18 protein-coding genes are annotated in these 19,075 nt (G+C 67.0%); 14 read left to right on the plus strand and 4 right to left on the minus strand.

Translation table 11 applies throughout. The annotated features are described in order from the left end of the window. Positions 1-9: 9 nt before the first annotated feature. Positions 10-369, plus strand: coding sequence for an alpha/beta hydrolase family protein (locus tag BLM15_RS31775; protein ID WP_236846558.1), 360 nt, complete (start codon positions 10-12; stop codon positions 367-369). Between the two features lie 45 nt (positions 370-414). Beyond that, positions 415-1,617 carry an ABC transporter substrate-binding protein gene (locus BLM15_RS04465; RefSeq protein WP_206438605.1) on the plus strand — a complete coding sequence of 401 codons (1,203 nt, stop codon included), beginning with the start codon at positions 415-417 and terminating at the stop codon, positions 1,615-1,617. A 4-nt stretch (positions 1,618-1,621) separates the two neighbouring features. On the opposite strand, the gene BLM15_RS04470 is transcribed toward BLM15_RS04465, so the two are convergent. Then, the gene (locus tag BLM15_RS04470) at positions 1,622-2,806 is read right to left on the minus strand and encodes an aminotransferase (protein ID WP_126110740.1); all 1,185 of its coding nucleotides are present in this window, start codon (positions 2,804-2,806) and stop codon (positions 1,622-1,624) included. A gap of 109 nt (positions 2,807-2,915) precedes the next feature. Between BLM15_RS04470 and BLM15_RS04475 the strand changes: the two genes are divergently transcribed. After that, positions 2,916-3,671: an SIR2 family NAD-dependent protein deacylase gene (locus BLM15_RS04475; RefSeq protein ID WP_236846560.1), complete on the plus strand. Its 756-nt coding sequence runs from the start codon at positions 2,916-2,918 to the stop codon at positions 3,669-3,671. 131 nt (positions 3,672-3,802) lie between these two features. On the opposite strand, the gene BLM15_RS04480 is transcribed toward BLM15_RS04475, so the two are convergent. Together BLM15_RS04480 and BLM15_RS04485 are read right to left on the minus strand one after the other, a co-directional pair. Beyond that, positions 3,803-4,435 (minus strand): LysE family translocator, encoded by a 633-nt coding sequence (locus tag BLM15_RS04480; RefSeq protein ID WP_126110742.1) that lies wholly within the window; start codon positions 4,433-4,435, stop codon positions 3,803-3,805. Between the two features lie 15 nt (positions 4,436-4,450). Then, entirely contained in the window at positions 4,451-5,569 is a 1,119-nt protein-coding gene (locus BLM15_RS04485; protein ID WP_126110744.1) for a mandelate racemase/muconate lactonizing enzyme family protein, read from the minus strand. Between the two features lie 193 nt (positions 5,570-5,762). Between BLM15_RS04485 and BLM15_RS04490 the strand changes: the two genes are divergently transcribed. The 3 genes from BLM15_RS04490 to BLM15_RS04500 all read left to right on the plus strand — a co-directional run bounded on the left by BLM15_RS04490 (position 5,763) and on the right by BLM15_RS04500 (position 8,424). Continuing rightward, a complete protein-coding gene (locus tag BLM15_RS04490; RefSeq protein ID WP_126110746.1) occupies positions 5,763-6,374 on the plus strand; it encodes a cold-shock protein in 612 nt (203 codons plus the stop codon). Positions 6,375-6,592: 218 nt separating this feature from the next. After that, complete coding sequence (locus BLM15_RS04495) at positions 6,593-7,270, plus strand: HPP family protein (protein ID WP_236846565.1); 678 nt, start codon at positions 6,593-6,595, stop codon at positions 7,268-7,270. Between the two features lie 107 nt (positions 7,271-7,377). After that, complete coding sequence (locus BLM15_RS04500; RefSeq protein WP_126110750.1) at positions 7,378-8,424, plus strand: HD-GYP domain-containing protein; 1,047 nt, start codon at positions 7,378-7,380, stop codon at positions 8,422-8,424. Between the two features lie 7 nt (positions 8,425-8,431). On the opposite strand, the gene BLM15_RS04505 is transcribed toward BLM15_RS04500, so the two are convergent. Continuing rightward, positions 8,432-8,782: a HesB/IscA family protein gene (locus BLM15_RS04505; protein WP_126110752.1), complete on the minus strand. Its 351-nt coding sequence runs from the start codon at positions 8,780-8,782 to the stop codon at positions 8,432-8,434. An 86-nt stretch (positions 8,783-8,868) separates the two neighbouring features. On the opposite strand from BLM15_RS04505, the gene BLM15_RS04510 reads away from it, so the two are divergent. From BLM15_RS04510 to scpB, 8 genes are all read left to right on the plus strand, one after another. After that, positions 8,869-10,110, plus strand: a complete 1,242-nt coding sequence (locus BLM15_RS04510) for a deoxyguanosinetriphosphate triphosphohydrolase (RefSeq protein ID WP_126110754.1) — start codon at positions 8,869-8,871, stop codon at positions 10,108-10,110. Between the two features lie 229 nt (positions 10,111-10,339). Continuing rightward, complete coding sequence (argS, locus tag BLM15_RS04515) at positions 10,340-12,106, plus strand: arginine--tRNA ligase (RefSeq protein ID WP_126110756.1); 1,767 nt, start codon at positions 10,340-10,342, stop codon at positions 12,104-12,106. Between the two features lie 187 nt (positions 12,107-12,293). After that, complete coding sequence (locus tag BLM15_RS04520) at positions 12,294-13,877, plus strand: SPOR domain-containing protein (RefSeq protein WP_126110758.1); 1,584 nt, start codon at positions 12,294-12,296, stop codon at positions 13,875-13,877. A gap of 167 nt (positions 13,878-14,044) precedes the next feature. Continuing rightward, positions 14,045-14,977 carry an arginase family protein gene (locus BLM15_RS04525; protein ID WP_126110760.1) on the plus strand — a complete coding sequence of 311 codons (933 nt, stop codon included), beginning with the start codon at positions 14,045-14,047 and terminating at the stop codon, positions 14,975-14,977. Between the two features lie 165 nt (positions 14,978-15,142). Continuing rightward, positions 15,143-16,234: a TRAP transporter substrate-binding protein gene (locus BLM15_RS04530; RefSeq protein WP_126110762.1), complete on the plus strand. Its 1,092-nt coding sequence runs from the start codon at positions 15,143-15,145 to the stop codon at positions 16,232-16,234. Positions 16,235-16,435: 201 nt separating this feature from the next. Further along, complete coding sequence (gene nagZ, locus BLM15_RS04535) at positions 16,436-17,449, plus strand: beta-N-acetylhexosaminidase (protein WP_126110764.1); 1,014 nt, start codon at positions 16,436-16,438, stop codon at positions 17,447-17,449. Between the two features lie 68 nt (positions 17,450-17,517). Next, complete coding sequence (locus BLM15_RS04540; RefSeq protein ID WP_126110766.1) at positions 17,518-18,336, plus strand: segregation and condensation protein A; 819 nt, start codon at positions 17,518-17,520, stop codon at positions 18,334-18,336. 7 nt (positions 18,337-18,343) lie between these two features. Beyond that, a complete protein-coding gene (scpB, locus tag BLM15_RS04545) occupies positions 18,344-19,030 on the plus strand; it encodes an SMC-Scp complex subunit ScpB (protein ID WP_126110768.1) in 687 nt (228 codons plus the stop codon). Positions 19,031-19,075 lie beyond the last annotated feature (45 nt).

Genomic DNA, 19,075 nt, shown 5'->3' on the forward strand with positions numbered 1-19,075 from the left:
CCCGAGTTCATGCAGGCCTATTGGGCCAATTCCGAGCGCTTCCCGAAACAGGCCTTCGGAGCCTATCGCCGCTCGATCGTGCCCGAGAGCGCGCGCCTGATGAACGAGCGCTTCAACATCGGTGGCAAGGGCCTGCGCATCGCCGACGCGGCGAACCTTGCAAACCTGCCGATCCTGATCGTCACCGGCGACAGCGACCCGCGCCATCCGCGCGCGGTCGACAAGGCGACGGCGCGCTATCTGGGCGCGCAGTTTGTCTGGCTGCCGGAGCGTGGCATCACCGGCAACGGCCATATGCCGATGTGCGAGGACAACAGCGACGAGATCGCGGCCCTGATCGTCGCCTGGCTGGAGGCAAAGGGTCTTTGAGATTGAACCGGCGGCAAGGCCGGACGACAGCTCGGGAGGATAATGATGCGATCGCTTCTAGTGGGCGGCGCCCTGATGGCGCTCGCCAGTATGCCGGCGCTGGCCCAGGTCAGCGACGATGTCGTCAAGATCGGCGTGCTGACCGATATGGGCGGCGTCACCGCCGATATCGGCGGCAAGGGCTCGGTGATCGCGGCCGAGCTGGCGGTAAAGGAGTTCGGTGCGACCGTGCTCGGCAAGCCGATCCAGATCGTCGCGGCCGACCATCAGCACAAGGCCGATCTCGGCACCTCGATCGCCCGGCAATGGTTCGACATCTACAAGGTCGACGCCGTCGTCGACATCCCCAATTCGGCGGTGGCGCTGGCGCTGCAGTCGCTCGCCCGCGAGAAGAAGCGGATCGTGATGTATTCCGGCGCCGGCACCACGGCGCTGACCAATGAGCAGTGCTCGCCCTATGGCTTCCACTGGACCTACGACACCTATGGTGTCGCCCGCGGCACCGCCTCGGCCGTGGTCAAGGCTGGCGGCACCTCCTGGTTCATGCTGGCCTCCGACTACGCCTTCGGCCACCAGCTCCAGAAGGACGCCACTGATGTCGTCGAGGCCAATGGCGGTAAGGTCGTCGGCGCGGTGCGCCATCCCTTGAACAATGCCGATTTCTCCTCCTTCCTGCTGCGGGCGCAGGCCTCCGGCGCCAAGGTGATCGGCATCGCCAATGCCGGCAACGACACGGTCAACGCGATCAAGCAGGCCGGAGAATTCGGCCTCGCCGAGCAGGGGCAGAACCTCGCGGCGCTGATCTTCTTCCTGCAGGACGTGCACAGCCTCGGCCTCAAGGCGACGCAAGGCACCTATCTGACCACCGCTTCCTATTGGGATCTCGACGAGCCCTCGCGCTCCTGGTCGAAGCAGTTCCTGGAGCGGGCCGGGATGATGCCTTCCATGCTGCATGCCGGGGTCTATGGCTCGGTGCTGCACTATCTCAAGGCGATCAAGCAGGCGGGCACCGACGATCCCGACAAGGTCGCTGCCGCGATGCGGGCGATGCCGATCAACGATGCCTTCACCAAGGACGCGACGATCCGCGCCGATGGAAGGGTGCTGCGCGAGATGTATCTCGCGAGGGTCAAGAAGCCGGCGGATTCGAAGGGGCCGTGGGACTATTTCGAGATCGTGCGCAAAATCGCGCCGGAGGAGACGGTCTGGCCGCTGAGCGAGAGCAAGTGCCCGGCGGCGAAGGGGTGAGGCTTTAGAGCGCGAAACCCTTCAGCCGCTCGCCGAGCGCTGCGATGCGCTCGGCCGCGACATTGGCGATGGCGATGCGCAAATGCTGCTCCTGGCCGGGCCCGAAATAGGGGCCGGGCAAAGCGAGCACGCCGCGCTCCTGCACCAGCCGGCGCACGACGTCCGCCGCCGGCACGCCCTCGAAGGGGTGGGCGACATAGGCGAAATAGGCACCCGCCGCGAGCACGCTCCAGCCGTTCAGCGGCGCGATCGCCTGGCGGAAGAGCGCGGCCCGGGAGTTCATCTCGGCGCGGTTGGCCTCACGCCAGGCGCGGATGCCGTCGATGCCCCAGGCGACGGCGCTCTGGCCGGCGCGCACCGGGCTGATCTGGACGCAGTCCAGCACCTTGCCGATCTGGGCCAGCGCCGCCTCGCCGGCGGTGATCGCACCCAGCCGCCAGCCGGGCACGGCATAGGCCTTGGAGAAGCTGTAGAGGCCGATCAGCGAATCCTGCCAGTCGCTTGCGGCAAAGAGCTCATGCGGGCGGTCCGCGCCTTCGGGCAGGAAGTCGCGATAGGTCTCGTCGAGCACCAGCCAGATCCTGCGCTTGCGGCAGAGCTCGGCGAAGGCGGCGATGGTCGCAGGCGGGTAGACCGCGCCGGTCGGGTTGTTCGGGGTCACCAGCACGATGGCGCGGGTGCGTTCGTCGATCAGCGCCTCGGCTGTCGTCGCATCCGGCACGAAGCCTTGAGCCGGATCGCAAGGCAGCGGGCGCGGCTCGACGCCGAGCATGTTCAGCGTCATCTCGTGGTTGAAGTACCAGGGCGTCGGCAGCAGCACATTGTCGCCGGCGCGCGCCAACGCCATCATCACCGTGACATAGGCTTGGTTGCAGCCAGCGGTGATCGCGATCTCCTGCGGCCGGATCGCGCCGCCATAGAAGGTGCTGCTCTCTGCGGCATAGGCTTCGCGTAGGACATCGTCGCCGGCGATCGGCCCGTAGCGCGTGCTTTCGGGCAGCGCGGCAGCCTCGGCGAGGTGTTCGAGCAGGGCAGCCGGTGGCGGCGAGCCGGGCACGGCCTGCGACAGGTCGATCAGCGGACCGTTGCCACCGGCATAGCCGCGCGCCCAGGCCTTGGCCTCGGGAATCGGCGGGGTCGCAGTGTCGATGAGATCGGGGTTGAGCGGGGCGGGAGAGGGCGCAGGCATGGCTGAGCTTTGCGGCGCGTTTCTTTCGGCGTCAACGGCCTCGCCGGCAGGGCTGGAGCGCAACGCCGGAACGCCCCATATTCGAACCGGAACAAGGTGAGGAGACGGCATGGACGAGGCGACGCAGGACGCGATCGAGGAATTGCATGCGATGCTCGACCGCGCCCGGGTGATCGTGCCGTTCACCGGTGCGGGGATTTCGACCGAATCGGGCGTGCCGGATTTCCGTTCGCCGGGCTCGCCCTGGATGCAGAACAAGCCGATCCCATTCGAGGCCTTCCTCGCCAGCCGCGAGGCGCGGATCGAGGCCTGGCGGCGCAAATTCGCGATGGACGCCCATTATCGCGACGCCAGGCCCAATCGCGGCCATCGGGCGCTGGCGACTTTGGTGGCGGAAGGGCGCTCGCCCGGTGTGATCACCCAGAACATCGACGGCCTGCACCAAGCCTCGGGCATCGCGGAGGGCGCGGTGATCGAGCTGCACGGCAACGGCACCTATGCGACCTGCCTGACCTGTGGCTGGCGGCATGAGCTTGCGGCGATAAGGGCGGAGTTCGAGGCGAGCGGCGAGCCGGCTTCCTGCATGATGTGCGCCGGTATCGTGAAGACCGCGACGATCTCCTTCGGCCAGCAGATGCCGCAGCAACCCATGCTGCGGGCCCACGAGCTGACGATGTCGGCCGATCTCTACCTCGTCGCCGGCTCCTCGCTCGTCGTCTTCCCGGCCGCGACCTTCCCGGTGATCGCCAAGCGCAACGGGGCGAAGCTCGTCATCCTCAACCGCGAGCCGACCGATCTCGACCCGATCGCCGATCTCGTCGTGCGCAGCGAGATCGGCCCGGCACTGGCGCGATTGGCGAACTGATGACGGTCATAGACGCCTCTCGTCATTGCGAGGAGCAAGGCGACGAAGCAATCCAGCGGCGGCAGTGCTCTACGTCTCCCTGGATTGCTTCGCTGCGCTCGAAATGACGAAGGGTTGATGGCGTCTGCAGCTCAATCCCGCGAGGCGAAGGCGAGGCGCAGCGCCAGCCCGCCGAAGACCACGCCGAGGATGCGCTGCGGCCAGAGCGCCAGATGCGGCCGGCTGGCGATGGCGCGGCCGAGCCGGCTTGCCGTCATGATGACGATGCCGTTGGCGATGAGGCCCATCAAATTGAGGATCGAGGCCAGCACCACGACCTGGAGCAGCAGCGATCCGGCCTCCGGCTTCACGAACTGCGGCAACAGCGCCAGCATGAACAGCGCCATCTTCGGGTTGAGCAGGTTTGTCAGCAGGCCCTGCAGGAAGATCTGGCGCAGCGGGAAACGTGCCGCGTCCGCCGTCGGCGCGAACAATGTCGCGGGCGAGCGGAGGGTCTTCCAGGCGAGCCAGGCGAGGTAGGCGGCGCCGGCCCAGCGCAGGGCGTCATAGGCGGAGGGCACGAGCAGGAAGAGCTGCGACAGGCCATAGGCAGCGGCGAGCGCCTGGAGATAGCTGCCTGTAGCGATACCCGCATAGGTCATGAAGCCGGCAGCGCGGCCCTGGCTCATGCTCCGCGAGGCGATCAGCAGCATGTCGGGCCCGGGCGTCGCGGTCAGCACGGCGCAGGCGGCGGTGAACAGAGCGAGCGTGGTGAAGTCGGGCATGGTCGGCTCTCGGGTTCAGGACAGCGGTTTGGCGAAGCGAGCAAAGGCGGCCCTCGTCGGGGTGGTGCCGGCGCCGGGCTGCTGCGGGCGCAGGAAACAACCATCGGCGACATTGGCCGGTTCCACGAAGGCGTCCTTGATCCACGGGATGTATTCGAGCACCGGCGTCGCCGGATGCCAGTAAGCGAGGTGGACATGGACCTGGCTCATCTCGCCGGCATGGGGCGCGACCGGCAAGCGATGGGCCAGCGCCAGCTCCGCAACCTGGATGTATTCGGTGATGCCGCCGAGGCGGGTGACGTCGGGCTGGACATAATGGATCGCGCCGGCCTGCACGAAGGCGCGGAAGGCGTCGACCGTATAGAGCTGCTCGCCGAGCGCGACCGGGATCGCAGTCGAGCGGGCGAGCTCGGCATGCGAGCCGATGTCGTCGTACCAGAGCGGCTCCTCGAACCAGAAGATATCGAGCCCCTCGGCGCGGGCGCAGAAGCGCTTGCAGGTCGGCAGGTCCCATTTGCCGTTGCCGTCGATCGCCATGGTGACATGGTCGCCGACGGCGCGGCGCACCGCTTCGAGCCGGCCGATATCGGTCATCGGATCGGCATGGCCGACTTTGATCTTGATACGGTGGAAGCCGTCGCGCTCGACCGCCATGCGCGCGCCCTCGACCAACTCGTCCTTCGGGATCGAGAGCCAGCCAATGTCGGTGTTGTAGGCTTCGAGTTTCGATTTGCTGGCGCCGCCGAGCAGATGCCAGAGCGGCACGCCGGCCTTCTTCGCCTTGAGGTCCCAGAGCGCGACGTCGACGGCAGCGAGCGCCAATTGGGTGATGCCGGCGCGGCCGACCCATTGCAAAGCGGGATGGCGGGCGAGCTTCAGCCAGAGCCGCGAATGCTCGGACGCATCCTCGCCGGCGAGCAGCGGCGCGTAGCAATCGCGGATGCAAGAGGTGATCAGCCGGTCGGAGGCGAGGTCGGCATGGGTGCCGGTGAAGCCATAGCCGACGAGTCCGTCCTCGGTGGTGATCGTCGTGCCGACCACGCCCCAATGGCTGATCCGGTGGGTCGAGTCGGCGATCGAGCCGCCGGTGACCGGGATGTGCAGGATGAAGGGCTCGATGCGGGTGATACGCATGACTGGTCTCCCGAGCGCGGTTCGTACGATCATCGGCGCGATGCACGAAAGCGACAAGGCGCAGCTTTTGTCAGTCTCTCACACGGTTTACGCATGCTGATGATGTGGATGAGCCGGAAGCGACTGTTTCGCGACTCCGCCGGGGTGCTATCGTCACGTCACGAATCACGTTCGCGGCGGAGATGAGCGGGACATGTCCGACGAATACGGCGACGGAGGCAGGCCACCGGTCGGCCCGCTGCAATCGCTCAACCGGATCGTGCGGCTGGACGGGCCTGACGACGTTGGCGAGCAGACGGTCGAGATCACGGGCCATGTCAAATGGTTCGACGTCAGCAAGGGCTACGGCTTCGTCGTGCCCCAGGATGGCGGCACCGACGTCCTCGTCCATGTGACGACCCTGAAGCGCGACGGTTTCCACGCCATCGCCGAAGGCGCCCGCATCGTGCTCGAGGCAATCGCGAAGGCGAGGGGCCGCCAGGCTGTCCGCGTACTCTCAATCGACACCTCCGCTGCGCGCCATCCGGCCGAGATGCCGATGCCGCGGACCAATGCGACGATCACGCCGACCAGCGGGCTCGAGCGTATGGTGGTGAAGTGGTTCAACCGCCTGCGCGGCTTCGGCTTCGTCTCCGCCGGCGAGGGCTCGCCCGACATCTTCGTCCATATGGAGACGCTGCGCCGCTACGGCATCGTCGAGCTGATTCCGGGGCAGACCGTGCTGGTGCGTTACGGGCCTGGCCCGAAGGGGCTGATGGCAGCCGAAATCCGGATGGAGCAGGGCGGGCCTCCCAGCTCGCACTAAGAAAAACCTTCTCCAAAAAGGCGCCTTAGGGCGCCTTTTTTGTTTCTATCCAGGTGCTTGCGTCACCTGATTAAGGTAATTCACGTTTCTTCAAGTGAATTAATGATTTTGCCGTTGAATTGTGCGTAATGCCTATTATAGAGGCGGTCCGAGACTGATGGTGGAGCATGCCTCGTTCGGCCGGATGGCCGGTGGGGCCATGCTCCGGAGAGCCGGCCGTGAAGCTGTTTCAACCGATCCTCGCTGGCGCGACACTGACCGAGCGCGTCGTCGCCTGTGCCGGGGTCTTCGCCGCGATCGCGCTCACCGCGGCGGCCGGATACGTCTTCCCGACCCATTCGCCGCTGGTAGTGGCGCCGATCGGCGCCTCGGCGGTCCTGGTCTTCGTGGTTCCGGCGAGCCCGCTGGCGCAGCCCTGGCCGGTGGTAGGCGGCAATGTCATTTCGGCTCTGGTCGGGCTTGCGGTCGGCTGGGCGGTGCCGGACCTGACGATTGCCGCGGCGCTCGCCGTCGCACTCGCGATCGCGATCATGTCGCTGACGCGGTCCTTGCATCCGCCGGGAGGAGCGGTCGCGCTCACGGCGGTGCTTGGCGGTCCCGCCGTGATGAAGTGGGGGCTGATGTTCCCGTTCGTGCCGATCGGGCTCTGCTCGCTCTCGCTGGTCGCGCTCGGCGTCGCATTCCATGCCCTGACGCGCCGCAGCTATCCGCATCGGCCGCCGCTGGCCGGCCATGCGATCCCGCAGGTCGCGACGCCAGCAATGTTCAGCGCCCCCGATATCGACGAAGCCTTGGCGCAGATGGGCGATTCCTTCGACATCGCGCGCGAGGATCTCGACCGGCTGCTGCAATATGCAGAAGCGAGCGCGATGCGCCGGCAAGCCCGAAGTTCATAGCCGTTTCGAGGCGTTTCGCCGTTTCTGAAAGGAAACGGCGAATTTGAGCGATTCAGTTTCACGGGACCTCAACGGACCCGAGACTAGGGTGTCCTCGTTATGAGGATATGCCGATCGCCGTGCTGCTGATCACCGACCGCCCAGAACAGAGCGTCAAGCTCGAGCGGCTCCTGTCGCTGTGGGGGCCTTGCGACGTCATCGACCTGCATCGCCCGACGCAGGGCAGGTCGGCACCGAAGCGGCTGCTCGTCAGCGATGTCGATCTGTCGAAGCGCGCGGCGGTCGAAGCCGTGCGCAATCAGCTCGCGGAGTACAGGCGGAACGGAACCCCCTATCTCTGCCTGCTGCGCGAGCGGTCGCCGCGCCTGACCACCCAGGCCAATGCGATCGGCGCCAACGCGATCCTGCCGGCGGACATTCCGGCGAAGACCCTGCTCGACGAGATAGGTCGCATCCTCAATCCGGAGGGGCAGACGCCGATAGAGCGCCAATTCGTTGCCGCGTCCGCCGCCATGGCCGATATCCTCGCGGCTGCCACTGACGGCGCGGCGCTGCCGGTCGCGGCGATCGAGGGCGGTGTCGAGGCGATCAACCGCGCGGCCGACGACCGCGATCTCGGCGCCTGGCTCGACATGGTCTGGAACCATGACGATGCCACCTATCAGCACTGCCTGCTGGTCGCGGGGCTCGCCGCCGCGTTTGCCCGCGAACTCGGTTTTCCCGAGGCAGCGCGCAAGCTAGTGACCAGCGCTGCCGTGCTGCACGACATCGGCAAGGCGCGTGTTCCTCTCGCGATCCTGCACAAGCGCGGCAAGTTGACGGTGGAGGAGTTCGCGATTGTGCGCGAGCATCCGCAGACAGGCTACGAGATGCTGCTGCGGCAGGGCGCCTTCGCCCGCGAGGTCGTCGAGGCGACGCGCAGCCATCATGAATATCTCGACGGTTCGGGCTATCCGCAGGGGCTGAAGGCGGCCGAAATCTCCGACGTGGTCCGGATGATCACGATCTGCGACATCTACGCCGCCCTGATCGAGCGGCGTTCCTACAAGGAGCCGATGGCGCCCGAAGAAGCTTATTCCGTGCTGATCGGGATGGGCGCCAAGCTCGACGCCGACCTGCTCCGCGCCTTCAGGCCGCTGGTGCTGTCGGGCTGAAGTGGTTTCAGAGCGCGAAAGAGGTGCCGCAGCCGCAGGAGCTCGTCGCGTTCGGATTGATGATCTTGAAGGACTGGCCGACGAGATCGTCGACGAAATCGATGGTCGAGCCATCGAGCAGCTCAAGCGAGGTTTCGTCGATCAGCACGGTTGCGCCATCGCGCTCCAGCACGAGGTCTCCGTCGGTCTTCTCGCGATCGATGTCGAAGACATACTGGAATCCGGAACAGCCGCCGCCGGCGACGCTGACACGCAGCATCGCACCGGGGGCCTCGCTTGCCATCACCGCGACGATTCGGCTCGCAGCCTTGTCGGTCAGCGAGATCGTGTGCGGGTTGGCTTCGATTGCCGTGCTCATGCGCAGAACATCCTTGCTCCTGCCTCGTCTGCAAAGGTAATGGCGCTGGCGCATCGCTTCAAGCCGCGCCTGCCCAAGGGGCTGCTATGCCACAAGCACACGAGAACGCCACAGCCCAGACGCGCGAGCCCGGCGATCGCTGGCGCGCGGTCTACGCCTGCCGCACGGCGACGAGCCGGGGGCGGCTGGTCGAGGAGCCGGGCTCGGCGACGCGCAATCCGTTCCAGCGCGACCGCGACCGCGTCATCCATTCCACCGCCTTCCGCCGGCTGAAGCACAAGACGCAGGTCTTCGTCTCGCATGAGGGCGACCATTTCCGCACGCGCCTGACCCATACGATCGAGGTGGCGCAGATCGCGCGTGCCCTTGCACGCGCGCTCGGGCTCGACGAAGACTTGGCAGAGGCGCTGGCGCTGGCGCATGACCTCGGTCACACGCCCTTCGGCCATACCGGCGAGGACGCGCTCGACGAATGCATGGCCGGCTTCGGCGGCTTCGACCACAATGCGCAGACGCTGCGGATCGTGACCCGACTGGAGCGGCGCTATGCCGGATTCGATGGGCTGAACCTGACCTGGGAGGCGCTTGAAGGGCTAGTCAAGCACAACGGCCCGCTGCTGACCGCCGACGGGACGCCGACCGAACGCTATGCGAAAAGCGGCATTCCGGTCGCGATCCTCGAATATCAGGAGAAGCAGGACCTCTGGCTGGACAGCCATGCCTCGGCCGAGGCCCAGGTCGCCGCGCTCGCCGACGACATCGCCTATAACGCTCACGACATTGATGACGGCCTGCGCGCCGGGCTGTTCGATTTGCCCGAATTGCGAGTAGTGCCGTTTCTCGGTGGGCTGCTCGACGAGATCGATCGCCTGCACCCCGGCCTGGAGCGGTCGCGCGCCACCAACGAGCTGGTGCGCCGGGTGATCACTCGCTTTGTCGAGGACGTGATCGCTGAATCCGAGGCGCGGATCGCGGCGCTGGCGCCTGCCGACGCCGACGCGATCAGGCGGGCGGGCGTACCGGTCGTCGCCTTCTCGCCGGCGATCGTCGCGGCCGACAAGGCAATCAAGGGTTTCCTCTATCCCAACATGTACCGCCACCCGCGCATCGGCGTGATCCGGAAGGAGGCAGCCGACATCGTCCGCGACCTGTTCGTGCGCTTCAAGGCGCAGCCGCAGGCCATGTCCCCGGAATGGGCGGCGGGGTGCGAGGAGCTCGACGAGGCGCGTCTTTCGCGCCGAATCGCCGACTACATCGCCGGCATGACCGATTCCTATGCACTCGACGAGCACCGGCGCCTGTTTGACGCCACCCCCTCGCTGCGATAGGGCCGGGCGGTCGTAAAAGAGTTGTAGCCATTACAACATCCCGACAGCCCTCATCCTGAGGAGCGCTCCGCAGGAGTGCGTCTCGAAGGATGCTCCAGGAGGCTCCGGAACCATCTGGAGCATCCTTCGAGACGCGATCTACGATCGCTCCTCAGGATGAGGGCCAAGTTGGTCGAAGGTTGGTTCTGCCGGCCATGACCTCTGTCGATACAGCCTAAAGAACTGACCGATGAACATTTTTGAGACTTTCTCCGCACGCCTCACCGCTGTCCTGATGGGGCTGGTCGAGGCCGGCCGTATCCCGGCCGGCCTGTCGCTGGCGCGCGTCGTGGTCGAGCCGACGAAGGACCCGGCCCATGGCGATCTTGCGATCAATGCCGCAATGGTACTGGCCAAGGAAGCCGATATGGCGCCGCGCGCGCTCGCCGAGCTGATTGTCGCCGAGTTGGCCAAGGACGGTGACGTCCTCAAGGCTGAGATCGCGGGCCCGGGCTTCATCAACCTCACGCTGCAACCTGCTGTTTTCACGCAGGTTTTGAAGTCAGCGGTATTGGCCGGCACCGAACATGGCCGCGGTGCGGCCAAGCCTGCGCCGAAGATCAATGTCGAATACGTCTCGGCCAACCCGACGGGCCCGATGCATGTCGGCCACGGTCGCGGCGCGGTCTTCGGCGATGCGCTGGCGAGCCTGCTCGCCTTCGCCGGGCACGACGTCACCCGCGAATACTACATCAACGATGCCGGTGCGCAGGTCGACGTGCTCGCCCGCTCCGCCTTCCTGCGCTACCGCGAGGCGCTGGGCGAGGATATCGGCGCGATTCCGGAAGGGCTCTACCCCGGCGACTATCTGGTCTCGGTCGGGCAGACGCTCGCGGAGCAATACGGCCCGTCGCTGCGCGACAAGCCCGAATGGGACTGGCTCCCGCTCGTGCGCCAGGCGGCGATCGACGGGATGATGGCGATGATCCGCGATGATCTCGCCGCGCTCGGCGTCGTCCACGGGGTCTTCTTCTCGGAGCGCTCGCTGCAAGGGCGGGACGGCAACTCCAATGCGGTGCACCAGACGATCGAGGATCTACGCGCCCGCGACCTGATCTATGAGGGTCGCCTGCCGCCGCCCAAGGGCCAGAAGGACGAGGACTGGGAGGACCGCGAGCAGACGCTGTTCCGCGCCACGCAGTTCGGCGACGACGTCGATCGGCCGCTGTTGAAGTCGGATGGCAGCTACACCTATTTCGCCAACGACATCGCCTATCACCGCTCGAAGTTCGCGCGCGGCTTCGCCGAGATGATCGACGTTTGGGGCGCCGACCATGGCGGCTACGTCAAGCGCATGCAGGCCGCCGTGAAGGCCGTGACGAACGGGCAGGGCGCGCTCGACGTCAAGCTCTGCCAGCTCGTCCGCCTGCTGCGCAATGGCGAGCAGGTTCGGATGTCGAAGCGCTCCGGCGATTTCGTCACCCTGCGCGAGGTCATCGACGAGGTCGGCCGCGATGCCGTCCGTTTCATGATGATCTTCCGCAAGAACGATGCGACCCTCGACTTCGATCTCGCCAAGGTGGTCGAGCAGTCGAAGGACAATCCGGTCTTCTACGTTCAGTACGCGCATGCGCGCTGCGCCTCTATCTTCCGCCAGGCGGCTGAAGCCTTCCCCGATCTCGATCTGTCGCCGCAGTCGCTGGCGGAAGCGGACCTCGGCCTGCTGACCGACGAGTCGGAGATCGGCATCGTCAAGATGATTGCCGCCTATCCGAGGATGATCGACGCCGCGGCTGCGTCACACGAGCCCCATCGTGTCGCCTTTTTCGTGCACGAATTGGCGAGTGCCTTCCATTCGCTATGGAACAAGGGCAAAGACTCGCCGCAATTACGGTTCGTTAATCAAACTGATCGAAAGTCGACATCGGCAAGATTGGCGTTCGTGCATGCAGTGCGCAGCGTCCTTGCTTCCGGTCTGGCGGTCGTTGGGGTGACGGCGCCGGAGGAGATGCGCTGACGGGATCCATCCCGGCGCATCGGACGCTTTGCGGATCAGGATGATCCGGTCGGCGTCCGCCGGGTCCGACACGGAAGTGGTGTTGGCCGGTCTGCCGAAAGGCGATCGGCTAAGGCTTTCGTCAGATTGACCGCGCTGTGGCGACGTCCTTTGATGGGTGACGGCACGCGCTGGAATGGATCAAGTCATGAGCGAGCCAGCTAGAAACCGTTTCGCCCTCGATCTCGACGATCTCGAGCGCCAGCTGCGCGGAGCGGCCCAGCCTCAGAAGCCGGGCGCTGCGAGCGACCCGCTGATGGAGCTGACGCGCCTCGTCGGCCAGGACGATCCGTTGAAGGAACTCTTCGCCGGCCGGTCCGAGCCGGTGCGCCCGGCTGCGCCGCAGCCCGCCTCCTGGGCCCGGACCGGGCCGAGCTTCCAGCCGACATTGGTCACGCCGCCGCAGGCGCCGTCGGCTTCGCCGCCGCCGGATGTGCGCGGCACGCTCGACGAATTCGAGGCGCTGCTGCGCCGGACCGAGCCCGTGCGGACTGCACCGGCTCAGCCGGTCGCGAAGGCGCCCGTCGCACCGGCATACGACTACGACCAGCCGGAGCCGCTGCCGGCACCGTCGCAGGCGCAGCCCTATGCGATGCAGCATGATGCGCATCATGCCTATGTTCCTGAACAGCCGCGCGACCTCGACGAGGCCGCCGGCCAGCCGCAGGCTCAAGCTTACGATCACGACTATCATGCCGCCCGGAACTATGACGCCCAGTCGCAGATCGCCGAGGAGGAGGCTCGCGACTTCCAGCGGCCACGCTCGCGCAAGGGCCTGCTGACGGCGGCAGCGCTGGCTGTCGTCGCGATCGGCGGCGTCGGCGCTGCCATGGTCTTCCGCGACACGCGTCCGGCCGGCGTCAATGGCCAGCCGCCGGTGATCGCGGCCGATACCGGGCCGTCCAAGGTCGCGCCGGTCAATCCGGGCGGCGCCGAGATCCCGAACCAGAACAAGCAGATCTACGAGCGCAGCGGCGACGCCTCGACCGACAAGACCAAGGTCGTCAGTCGCGAGGAGCAGCCGGTCGATGTCCAGCAGGCGGCGCGCACAATGGCGGCGCAGCGTCCGACGCAGGCCTCGAATGGCAGCATCACACCGACCGATACGGCTGCCGCCGCCCTGGCTCCGACCGAACCCGGCCTGATCCCGATCCCGGCCGTTCCTGGCCTTGGTGAGCCGCGCAAGGTGCGCACCGTCGCGATCCGCCCGGACGGCACCCCGGCGACCAGCAATGCAGCCGCCACGAACGGAGCGGGGCAGGGCATCGTGACCGGCTCGGCGCCGTCGAACCGCCCGGCTGCGACGCCTTCGGCGGCGCCCACCCCGGCTGCGCAAGCGCCTAAGTCGCAGGAACGTGCTGCTGCTCCGGCGACCCCGCCGGCCTCGCAGACGCCGCCCGCCAACACGACCCGGACCGCGGCGCTGGCGCCGCAGCCGGCCCAGCCTGCTGCACCCGCAGCGACGGCGCCGCGCACCGACCCGGCAGGCGGCTTCGTCGTGCAGCTCGGCGCGCCGGGCAGCGAGGCTGAGGCGCGCGCCACTTTCGCGGCGCTGCAGCGCAAATATTCCGATCAGCTCGGCGGCCAGAATCCGATTGTGCGCAAGACCGAGCTCGCCGGTGGCAAGACGGTCTATCGCCTGCGCGTCGGCCCGTATTCCCGCGAGGATGCGAGTTCGATGTGCTCGGCGTTACAGGCCGCCGGCGGCCAGTGCTTCATCGCGAAGAACTGAAGCACAGCCGACTTTCTCATAGATACCTGACGCACCGGCCGCGATCGTCGCGGCCGGTGTTTTCGTTTGGCTTCCGCGAACCTACCCACGGCGATGCGCTTGCGTGCCCGGATGCCGGGTGGCAGGCAGGCTGGAGACACCATCCTCCGTCATCTGGTTCGTCCGCCATGCCTCTCGACCCGACTTCCCAAGCCAGCGAGACCTTCCTTGGCTGCGAATCCGTCGCCTTCAATGCGGTACCACATGGCGCGGTCGCGGTGATCGGCATTCCCGGTGCGACGCCTTATCCATCAGGCGAGTTGCATAGCGCCTCGGCTCCCGCTGCCATCCGCAGTGCGAGCGCGCGACAGGCTGCGCGGCGCGGGCACTATGATTTCGATCTCGGCCGCGCCTCGGCCTGGTCGGACCAGAACCTGGTGGATTGCGGCGACATCGCTTTCGACCCCGATGATTTCGCCGGCAATCGCGCGCGGATCGAGGCGGTCTATTCCACCTTGCTCGCGCAGGGAGCGACGCCCTTGCTGCTCGGCGGCGATGACAGCGTGCAGATTCCCGCCCTGAAAGCCTTCGCTGCGCGTGGCGAGATCACCATCCTGCAGATCGATGCGCATATCGACTGGCGCGAGGAGGTCGAAGGCGAGCGCTTCGGGCTGTCCAGCACGATGCGGCGCGCTTCGGAGTTCCCCGGCGTCAAGGCGATCGTGCAGGTCGGCGCCCGCGGCATCGGCAGCGCGCGCGAGACGGATGTGAGCGAGGCGCGTGCAGCCGGGGCGCAAATCGTCGACATGCGCATACTCAGAAAGAAGGGGATTGGCCACGCGGTCGAATGCGTGCCGGCGGGCCGGCCGGTCGTGGTTTGCCTCGATGTCGACGGCCTCGATCCGTCGGTGGTGCCCGGCGTGCTCGGCCGGGCGCCGGGCGGCCTCGGCTATGGCGACCTCGTCGATCTCCTGAACGGTGTCGCGACCCGCGCGCCGATCATCGGCTTCAACATCGTCGAGTTCGTCCCCGAGGAGGACATTGGCGGCCTCGGTGCGCGGACGGTCTGCCGGCTGGCCATGCTGGGAGCTGGCCTGCTCGCCGGCAGTGCCGCAGTCTGAGAACCTGCTGTCGCAGGGCGTTTCGAGCAACCGCTCTGCCCTCGGCGCATGCCGCTCCTCCAGTCGCGCCGTTTTGCCGCCGCGGCCGTAAGGGTAGCGTCGCGCCATTCTGAGGACCCGCGTCCGCCGAAAAGGCGTCGAAGCTGGCAAGCAAGAGGAAACACCATGGACCGCCGCAAGCTTCTCAAGACCTCTGCTGCTGGAGCCGCCGCCGCGACCATCGCCGCCCCGGCGATCGCGCAGACCAATCCGAAGATCAATTGGCGTCTGACCTCGAGCTATCCGAAGAGCCTCGACACGCTGTTCGGCATCTCGACGCAGGTCGCCAAGCGCGTCGCCGAAGCGACCGACGGCAATTTCCAGATCCAGACCTTCGCTGCCGGCGAGATCGTGCCGGCGCTGCAGGCGCTCGACGCGGTCCAGAACGGCACGGTCGAATGCAGCCACACGTTGTCGAGCTTCTATATTGGCAAGGATACCGCGTTCGCCTTCGAGACCTCGCTGCCCTTCGGCCTCAACACGCGCCAGCAGAATGCCTGGCTCTACCAGGGTGGCGGGCTCGAGCTCTGCCGCGACCTGATGAAGAAGTTCGGCGTCCACACGATTCCGTCCGGCAATACCGGCGCGCAGATGGGCGGCTGGTTCCGCAAGGAGATCAAGAGCGTCGCTGACCTCCAGGGCCTGAAATTCCGCATTGCCGGTCTCGGCGGCCAGATCATGGCCAAGCTCGGCGTGGTGCCGCAGACATTGGGCGGCGGCGACATCTATCCGGCGCTGGAGCGCGGCACGATCGACGCGGCCGAGTTCTCCGGCCCTTATGACGACGAGAAGCTCGGCTTCGTGAAGGTGGCGAAGTACTACTACTATCCCGGCTTCTGGGAAGGCTGCGCCAATGTCAGCTTCATCGCCAACAGCGAGAAGTGGGCCGGCCTGCCGGCGCATTACCGCGCCATCGTCGAGGCGGCCTGCGCCGAGGCGAACGCGCTGTGCATGGCGAAATACGACCACGGCAACCCCGATGCGCTGCTGCGCCTGATCGCTTCCGGCGCCGAGCTGCGCGCCTTTCCGCAGGATGTGATGCAGGCGGCCTTCAAGGAGGCCTTCGCCCTCTACGCCGACCAGGCGGCGAAGAACCCGGCCTTCAAGACGCTGTGGGATTCCTTCCTGCCGTACTGGAAGAAGGAGCAGCTCTGGTTCCGCGTCGCCGAGCTGCCCTTCGACGCTTTCAATGCGCAAGCGTCGCAGTCGCTGCGCTGAGGGCTCGCCCGGAGTTCAGAGCCGAAGGCTGAACCAGTTCGTCATGCTCGCCCTTGTGGCGAGCATCAACGTCCTGGACGCGGCCTTCGATCAGTGAATGAAGACGTGGATGGTCGGGACAAGCCCGACCATGACGGGAAAGGACGTCCGCAATGATGGGGGAGCGGTGCCCATCGCCTGCGAATCGGCGATAACGCCTCCATGACCTCGCGCGCCTTCATCGCCGGCTGCCTCGGCACGAGCCTCACCGCCGACGAGCGGGCGTTCTTCCGCGACGCTCGGCCTTGGGGCTTCATCCTGTTCAAGCGCAACACGCAGGATCCGGCGCAAGTGGCTGCGCTGACGGCGCAGATGCGCGACTGCGTCGGCTGGCCGGCGCCGATCCTGATCGACCAGGAAGGCGGCCGGGTGCAGCGCATGGGGCCGCCGCATTGGCCGCCCTATCCGCCGGCGCTGGCCTTCCTCGCGATCAACGATCCGATCCAGCAGCGCGAGATCGTCCGGCTCTCGGCGCGGTTGATGGCGTATGACCTGAAGAGCGTCGGCATCGATGTCGACTGCTTGCCGGTGCTCGACGTGCCGATTGCCGGCAGCCATGACGTGATCGGCAACCGCGCCTATGCCCGCGACCCGGCGATGGTGGCGACACTCGGCCGGGCGGCGGCGGAAGGGCTTTTGGCCGGGGGCGTGCTGCCGGTGATCAAGCACATGCCGGGTCATGGCCGGGCCAAGGCCGACAGCCATCACGACCTGCCGGTGGTCGAGACGAGCCTCGACGAGTTGCGCGCCCATGATTTCCGGCCGTTCCGCCATCTCGCCGACATGCCGCTGGCAATGACGGCGCATGTCGTCTTCACCGCGCTCGACAAGCGCCGGCCGGCGACGGTCTCCCGGAAGATCGTACGCGATATCATGCGCGGCGAGCTCGGCTATGACGGGTTGATCATGACCGACGACATCTCGATGAAGGCGCTGTCCGGTTCCTTCGCGGAGAAGGCGCAGGCGGCGATACGGGCCGGCGTCGACGTGGTGCTGCACTGCCATGGCATCATGGAGGAGATGATCGCGGTCGCTGGCGCCGTCCCGGCGATGACCGGCCAGCGCGCGCGCCGTGCCGCGATGGCGCTCGCCCGCATCCGGCACGAGCCCGAGCCGCTCGACATAGAGGCTGCGCGGGCACAACTCGCGAGTGCCCTTGCCATGGGCGGCAGATAAGCTGATTCTATCCCCGGGGTTGCGGCCTCGCCGTGCGGGCGGGGCAGGACATGGGGATAAGGCCATCGATGGCCGCTGAGCTGCCATTCCAGGAGGACGGCACGTCGGAACGCGCGAGCGGCGAGCCGGCGTTCGTGATCGACGTCGACGGCTATGAGGGGCCGCTCGACCTGCTGCTCGATCTCGCCCGCCGGCAGAAGGTCGATCTCGCCCGCATCTCGATCCTGGCGCTGGCGGAGCAATATCTCGTCTTCGTCGAGAAGGCGCGGGAGCTGCGGCTCGAACTCGCCGCCGACTATCTCGTCATGGCGGCCTGGCTCGCCTATCTGAAATCGCGCCTGCTGTTGCCCGAGCCGCCCAAGGGCGAGGAGCCGAGCGCGGCCGATCTTGCCACTGCGCTGGCACTGCGCCTCAAGCGGCTGGAGACGATCCGTGCCGCGGCACAGCGGCTCGCCACCCGCGAGCGGCTCGGTCGCGACGTCTTCGCCCGCGGCGCTCCGGAGGTGATCGCCTTCGAGGGGCGGCCGATCTGGGAGGCTGAGCTCTACGATCTGCTGGCGGCCTATGCGCAGCAGCGCCAGAAGCGCATCCGCCTGCCGATGAGCGTCGGCCAGCGCCAGGTCCTGTCCCTGGCCGAGGCGCGCGAGGCGCTGGCGCGGTTGGTCGGCGAGGCCGGCGAATGGACCGCAATCGATGGCTATCTCACCCGCTACATGAGCAGCCACGGCCTGCCGACGGAGACGATGGCGGCGACGGTCAGGGCCTCCTCGCTCTCGGCGATGCTGGAGATGGTGCGCGAAGGCGTGCTCGACCTGCGCCAAGACGGCGCCTTCGCGCCGCTCTATGTCCGCCGCCGTTCGGCGCGGCCACCGACGCTCGACCTGTGAGGCGTTGATGGCCGTGGCCGAAGTCGAGCGCGAGAACGAAGAGGGCTGGGATGCCGACGAGGCGCTGGCGCGCGCCTGCCGCATTGCCGAAGCGCTGCTGTTTGCCTCGGCACAGCCTCTCTCGGCCGAGGATCTGGCGAAATCACTGCCGGCGAACGTGCCGATCGAGAGGGTGATCGCCGAGCTGGAGCAGAGTTACGCCATGCGCGGGGTGACGCTGCATCGCGTTGCCGGCGGCTATGCCTTCCGCACCGCGCCCGATCTCGCCTATCTGCTCGCGCCGGAGGCCGAGCCGCCGCGCAAGCTCTCGCGCGCCGCATTGGAGACGCTCGCCATCATCGCCTACCACCAGCCGGTGACGCGGGCCGAGATCGAGGAAATCCGCGGCGTCGCCACTGCCAAGGGCACGCTCGACATCCTGCTCGAAGCCGGCTGGGTGCGCCTGCGCGGACGCAGGCGCTCGCCGGGGCGACCGGTGACTTTCGGCACGACGCCGGCCTTCCTCGACCATTTCGGGCTCGACCGGATCGACGACCTGCCGGGGCTGGAGGAATTGAAGGGCGCGGGTTTCATCGAAGGGCGCCTTGCCAAGGACCTCACCATGCCGGTGCCGGACGACGATCCGGGCCTGCATGACGACGAGGATCCGCTCGGCGACCTGTTCACGCCGCTTGACGATGGCGACGCCAGCTAGCACAGCGCAGGCGATCGAGCCCGGCGGGCCGGCAGGAGAACGAAT

It is taken from the genome of Bosea sp. Tri-49, from assembly GCF_003952665.1.
Lineage (GTDB): Bacteria > Pseudomonadota > Alphaproteobacteria > Rhizobiales > Beijerinckiaceae > Allobosea.

What these genes read in the sequence shown, in the direction of transcription:
- BLM15_RS31775 (WP_236846558.1), top strand. Translation starts at nt 10, where the DNA reads ATGCAGGCCTATTGGGCCAATTCCGAGCGCTTCCCGAAACAGGCCTTC.
- BLM15_RS04465 (WP_206438605.1), top strand. Translation starts at nt 415, where the DNA reads ATGCGATCGCTTCTAGTGGGCGGCGCCCTGATGGCGCTCGCCAGTATG.
- BLM15_RS04470 (WP_126110740.1), bottom strand. Translation starts at nt 2,806, where the DNA reads ATGCCTGCGCCCTCTCCCGCCCCGCTCAACCCCGATCTCATCGACACT.
- BLM15_RS04475 (WP_236846560.1), top strand. Translation starts at nt 2,916, where the DNA reads ATGGACGAGGCGACGCAGGACGCGATCGAGGAATTGCATGCGATGCTC.
- BLM15_RS04480 (WP_126110742.1), bottom strand. Translation starts at nt 4,435, where the DNA reads ATGCCCGACTTCACCACGCTCGCTCTGTTCACCGCCGCCTGCGCCGTG.
- BLM15_RS04485 (WP_126110744.1), bottom strand. Translation starts at nt 5,569, where the DNA reads ATGCGTATCACCCGCATCGAGCCCTTCATCCTGCACATCCCGGTCACC.
- BLM15_RS04490 (WP_126110746.1), top strand. Translation starts at nt 5,763, where the DNA reads ATGTCCGACGAATACGGCGACGGAGGCAGGCCACCGGTCGGCCCGCTG.
- BLM15_RS04500 (WP_126110750.1), top strand. Translation starts at nt 7,378, where the DNA reads ATGCCGATCGCCGTGCTGCTGATCACCGACCGCCCAGAACAGAGCGTC.
- BLM15_RS04505 (WP_126110752.1), bottom strand. Translation starts at nt 8,782, where the DNA reads ATGAGCACGGCAATCGAAGCCAACCCGCACACGATCTCGCTGACCGAC.
- BLM15_RS04510 (WP_126110754.1), top strand. Translation starts at nt 8,869, where the DNA reads ATGCCACAAGCACACGAGAACGCCACAGCCCAGACGCGCGAGCCCGGC.
- argS (WP_126110756.1), top strand. Translation starts at nt 10,340, where the DNA reads ATGAACATTTTTGAGACTTTCTCCGCACGCCTCACCGCTGTCCTGATG.
- BLM15_RS04520 (WP_126110758.1), top strand. Translation starts at nt 12,294, where the DNA reads ATGAGCGAGCCAGCTAGAAACCGTTTCGCCCTCGATCTCGACGATCTC.
- BLM15_RS04525 (WP_126110760.1), top strand. Translation starts at nt 14,045, where the DNA reads ATGCCTCTCGACCCGACTTCCCAAGCCAGCGAGACCTTCCTTGGCTGC.
- BLM15_RS04530 (WP_126110762.1), top strand. Translation starts at nt 15,143, where the DNA reads ATGGACCGCCGCAAGCTTCTCAAGACCTCTGCTGCTGGAGCCGCCGCC.
- nagZ (WP_126110764.1), top strand. Translation starts at nt 16,436, where the DNA reads ATGACCTCGCGCGCCTTCATCGCCGGCTGCCTCGGCACGAGCCTCACC.
- BLM15_RS04540 (WP_126110766.1), top strand. Translation starts at nt 17,518, where the DNA reads ATGGCCGCTGAGCTGCCATTCCAGGAGGACGGCACGTCGGAACGCGCG.
- scpB (WP_126110768.1), top strand. Translation starts at nt 18,344, where the DNA reads ATGGCCGTGGCCGAAGTCGAGCGCGAGAACGAAGAGGGCTGGGATGCC.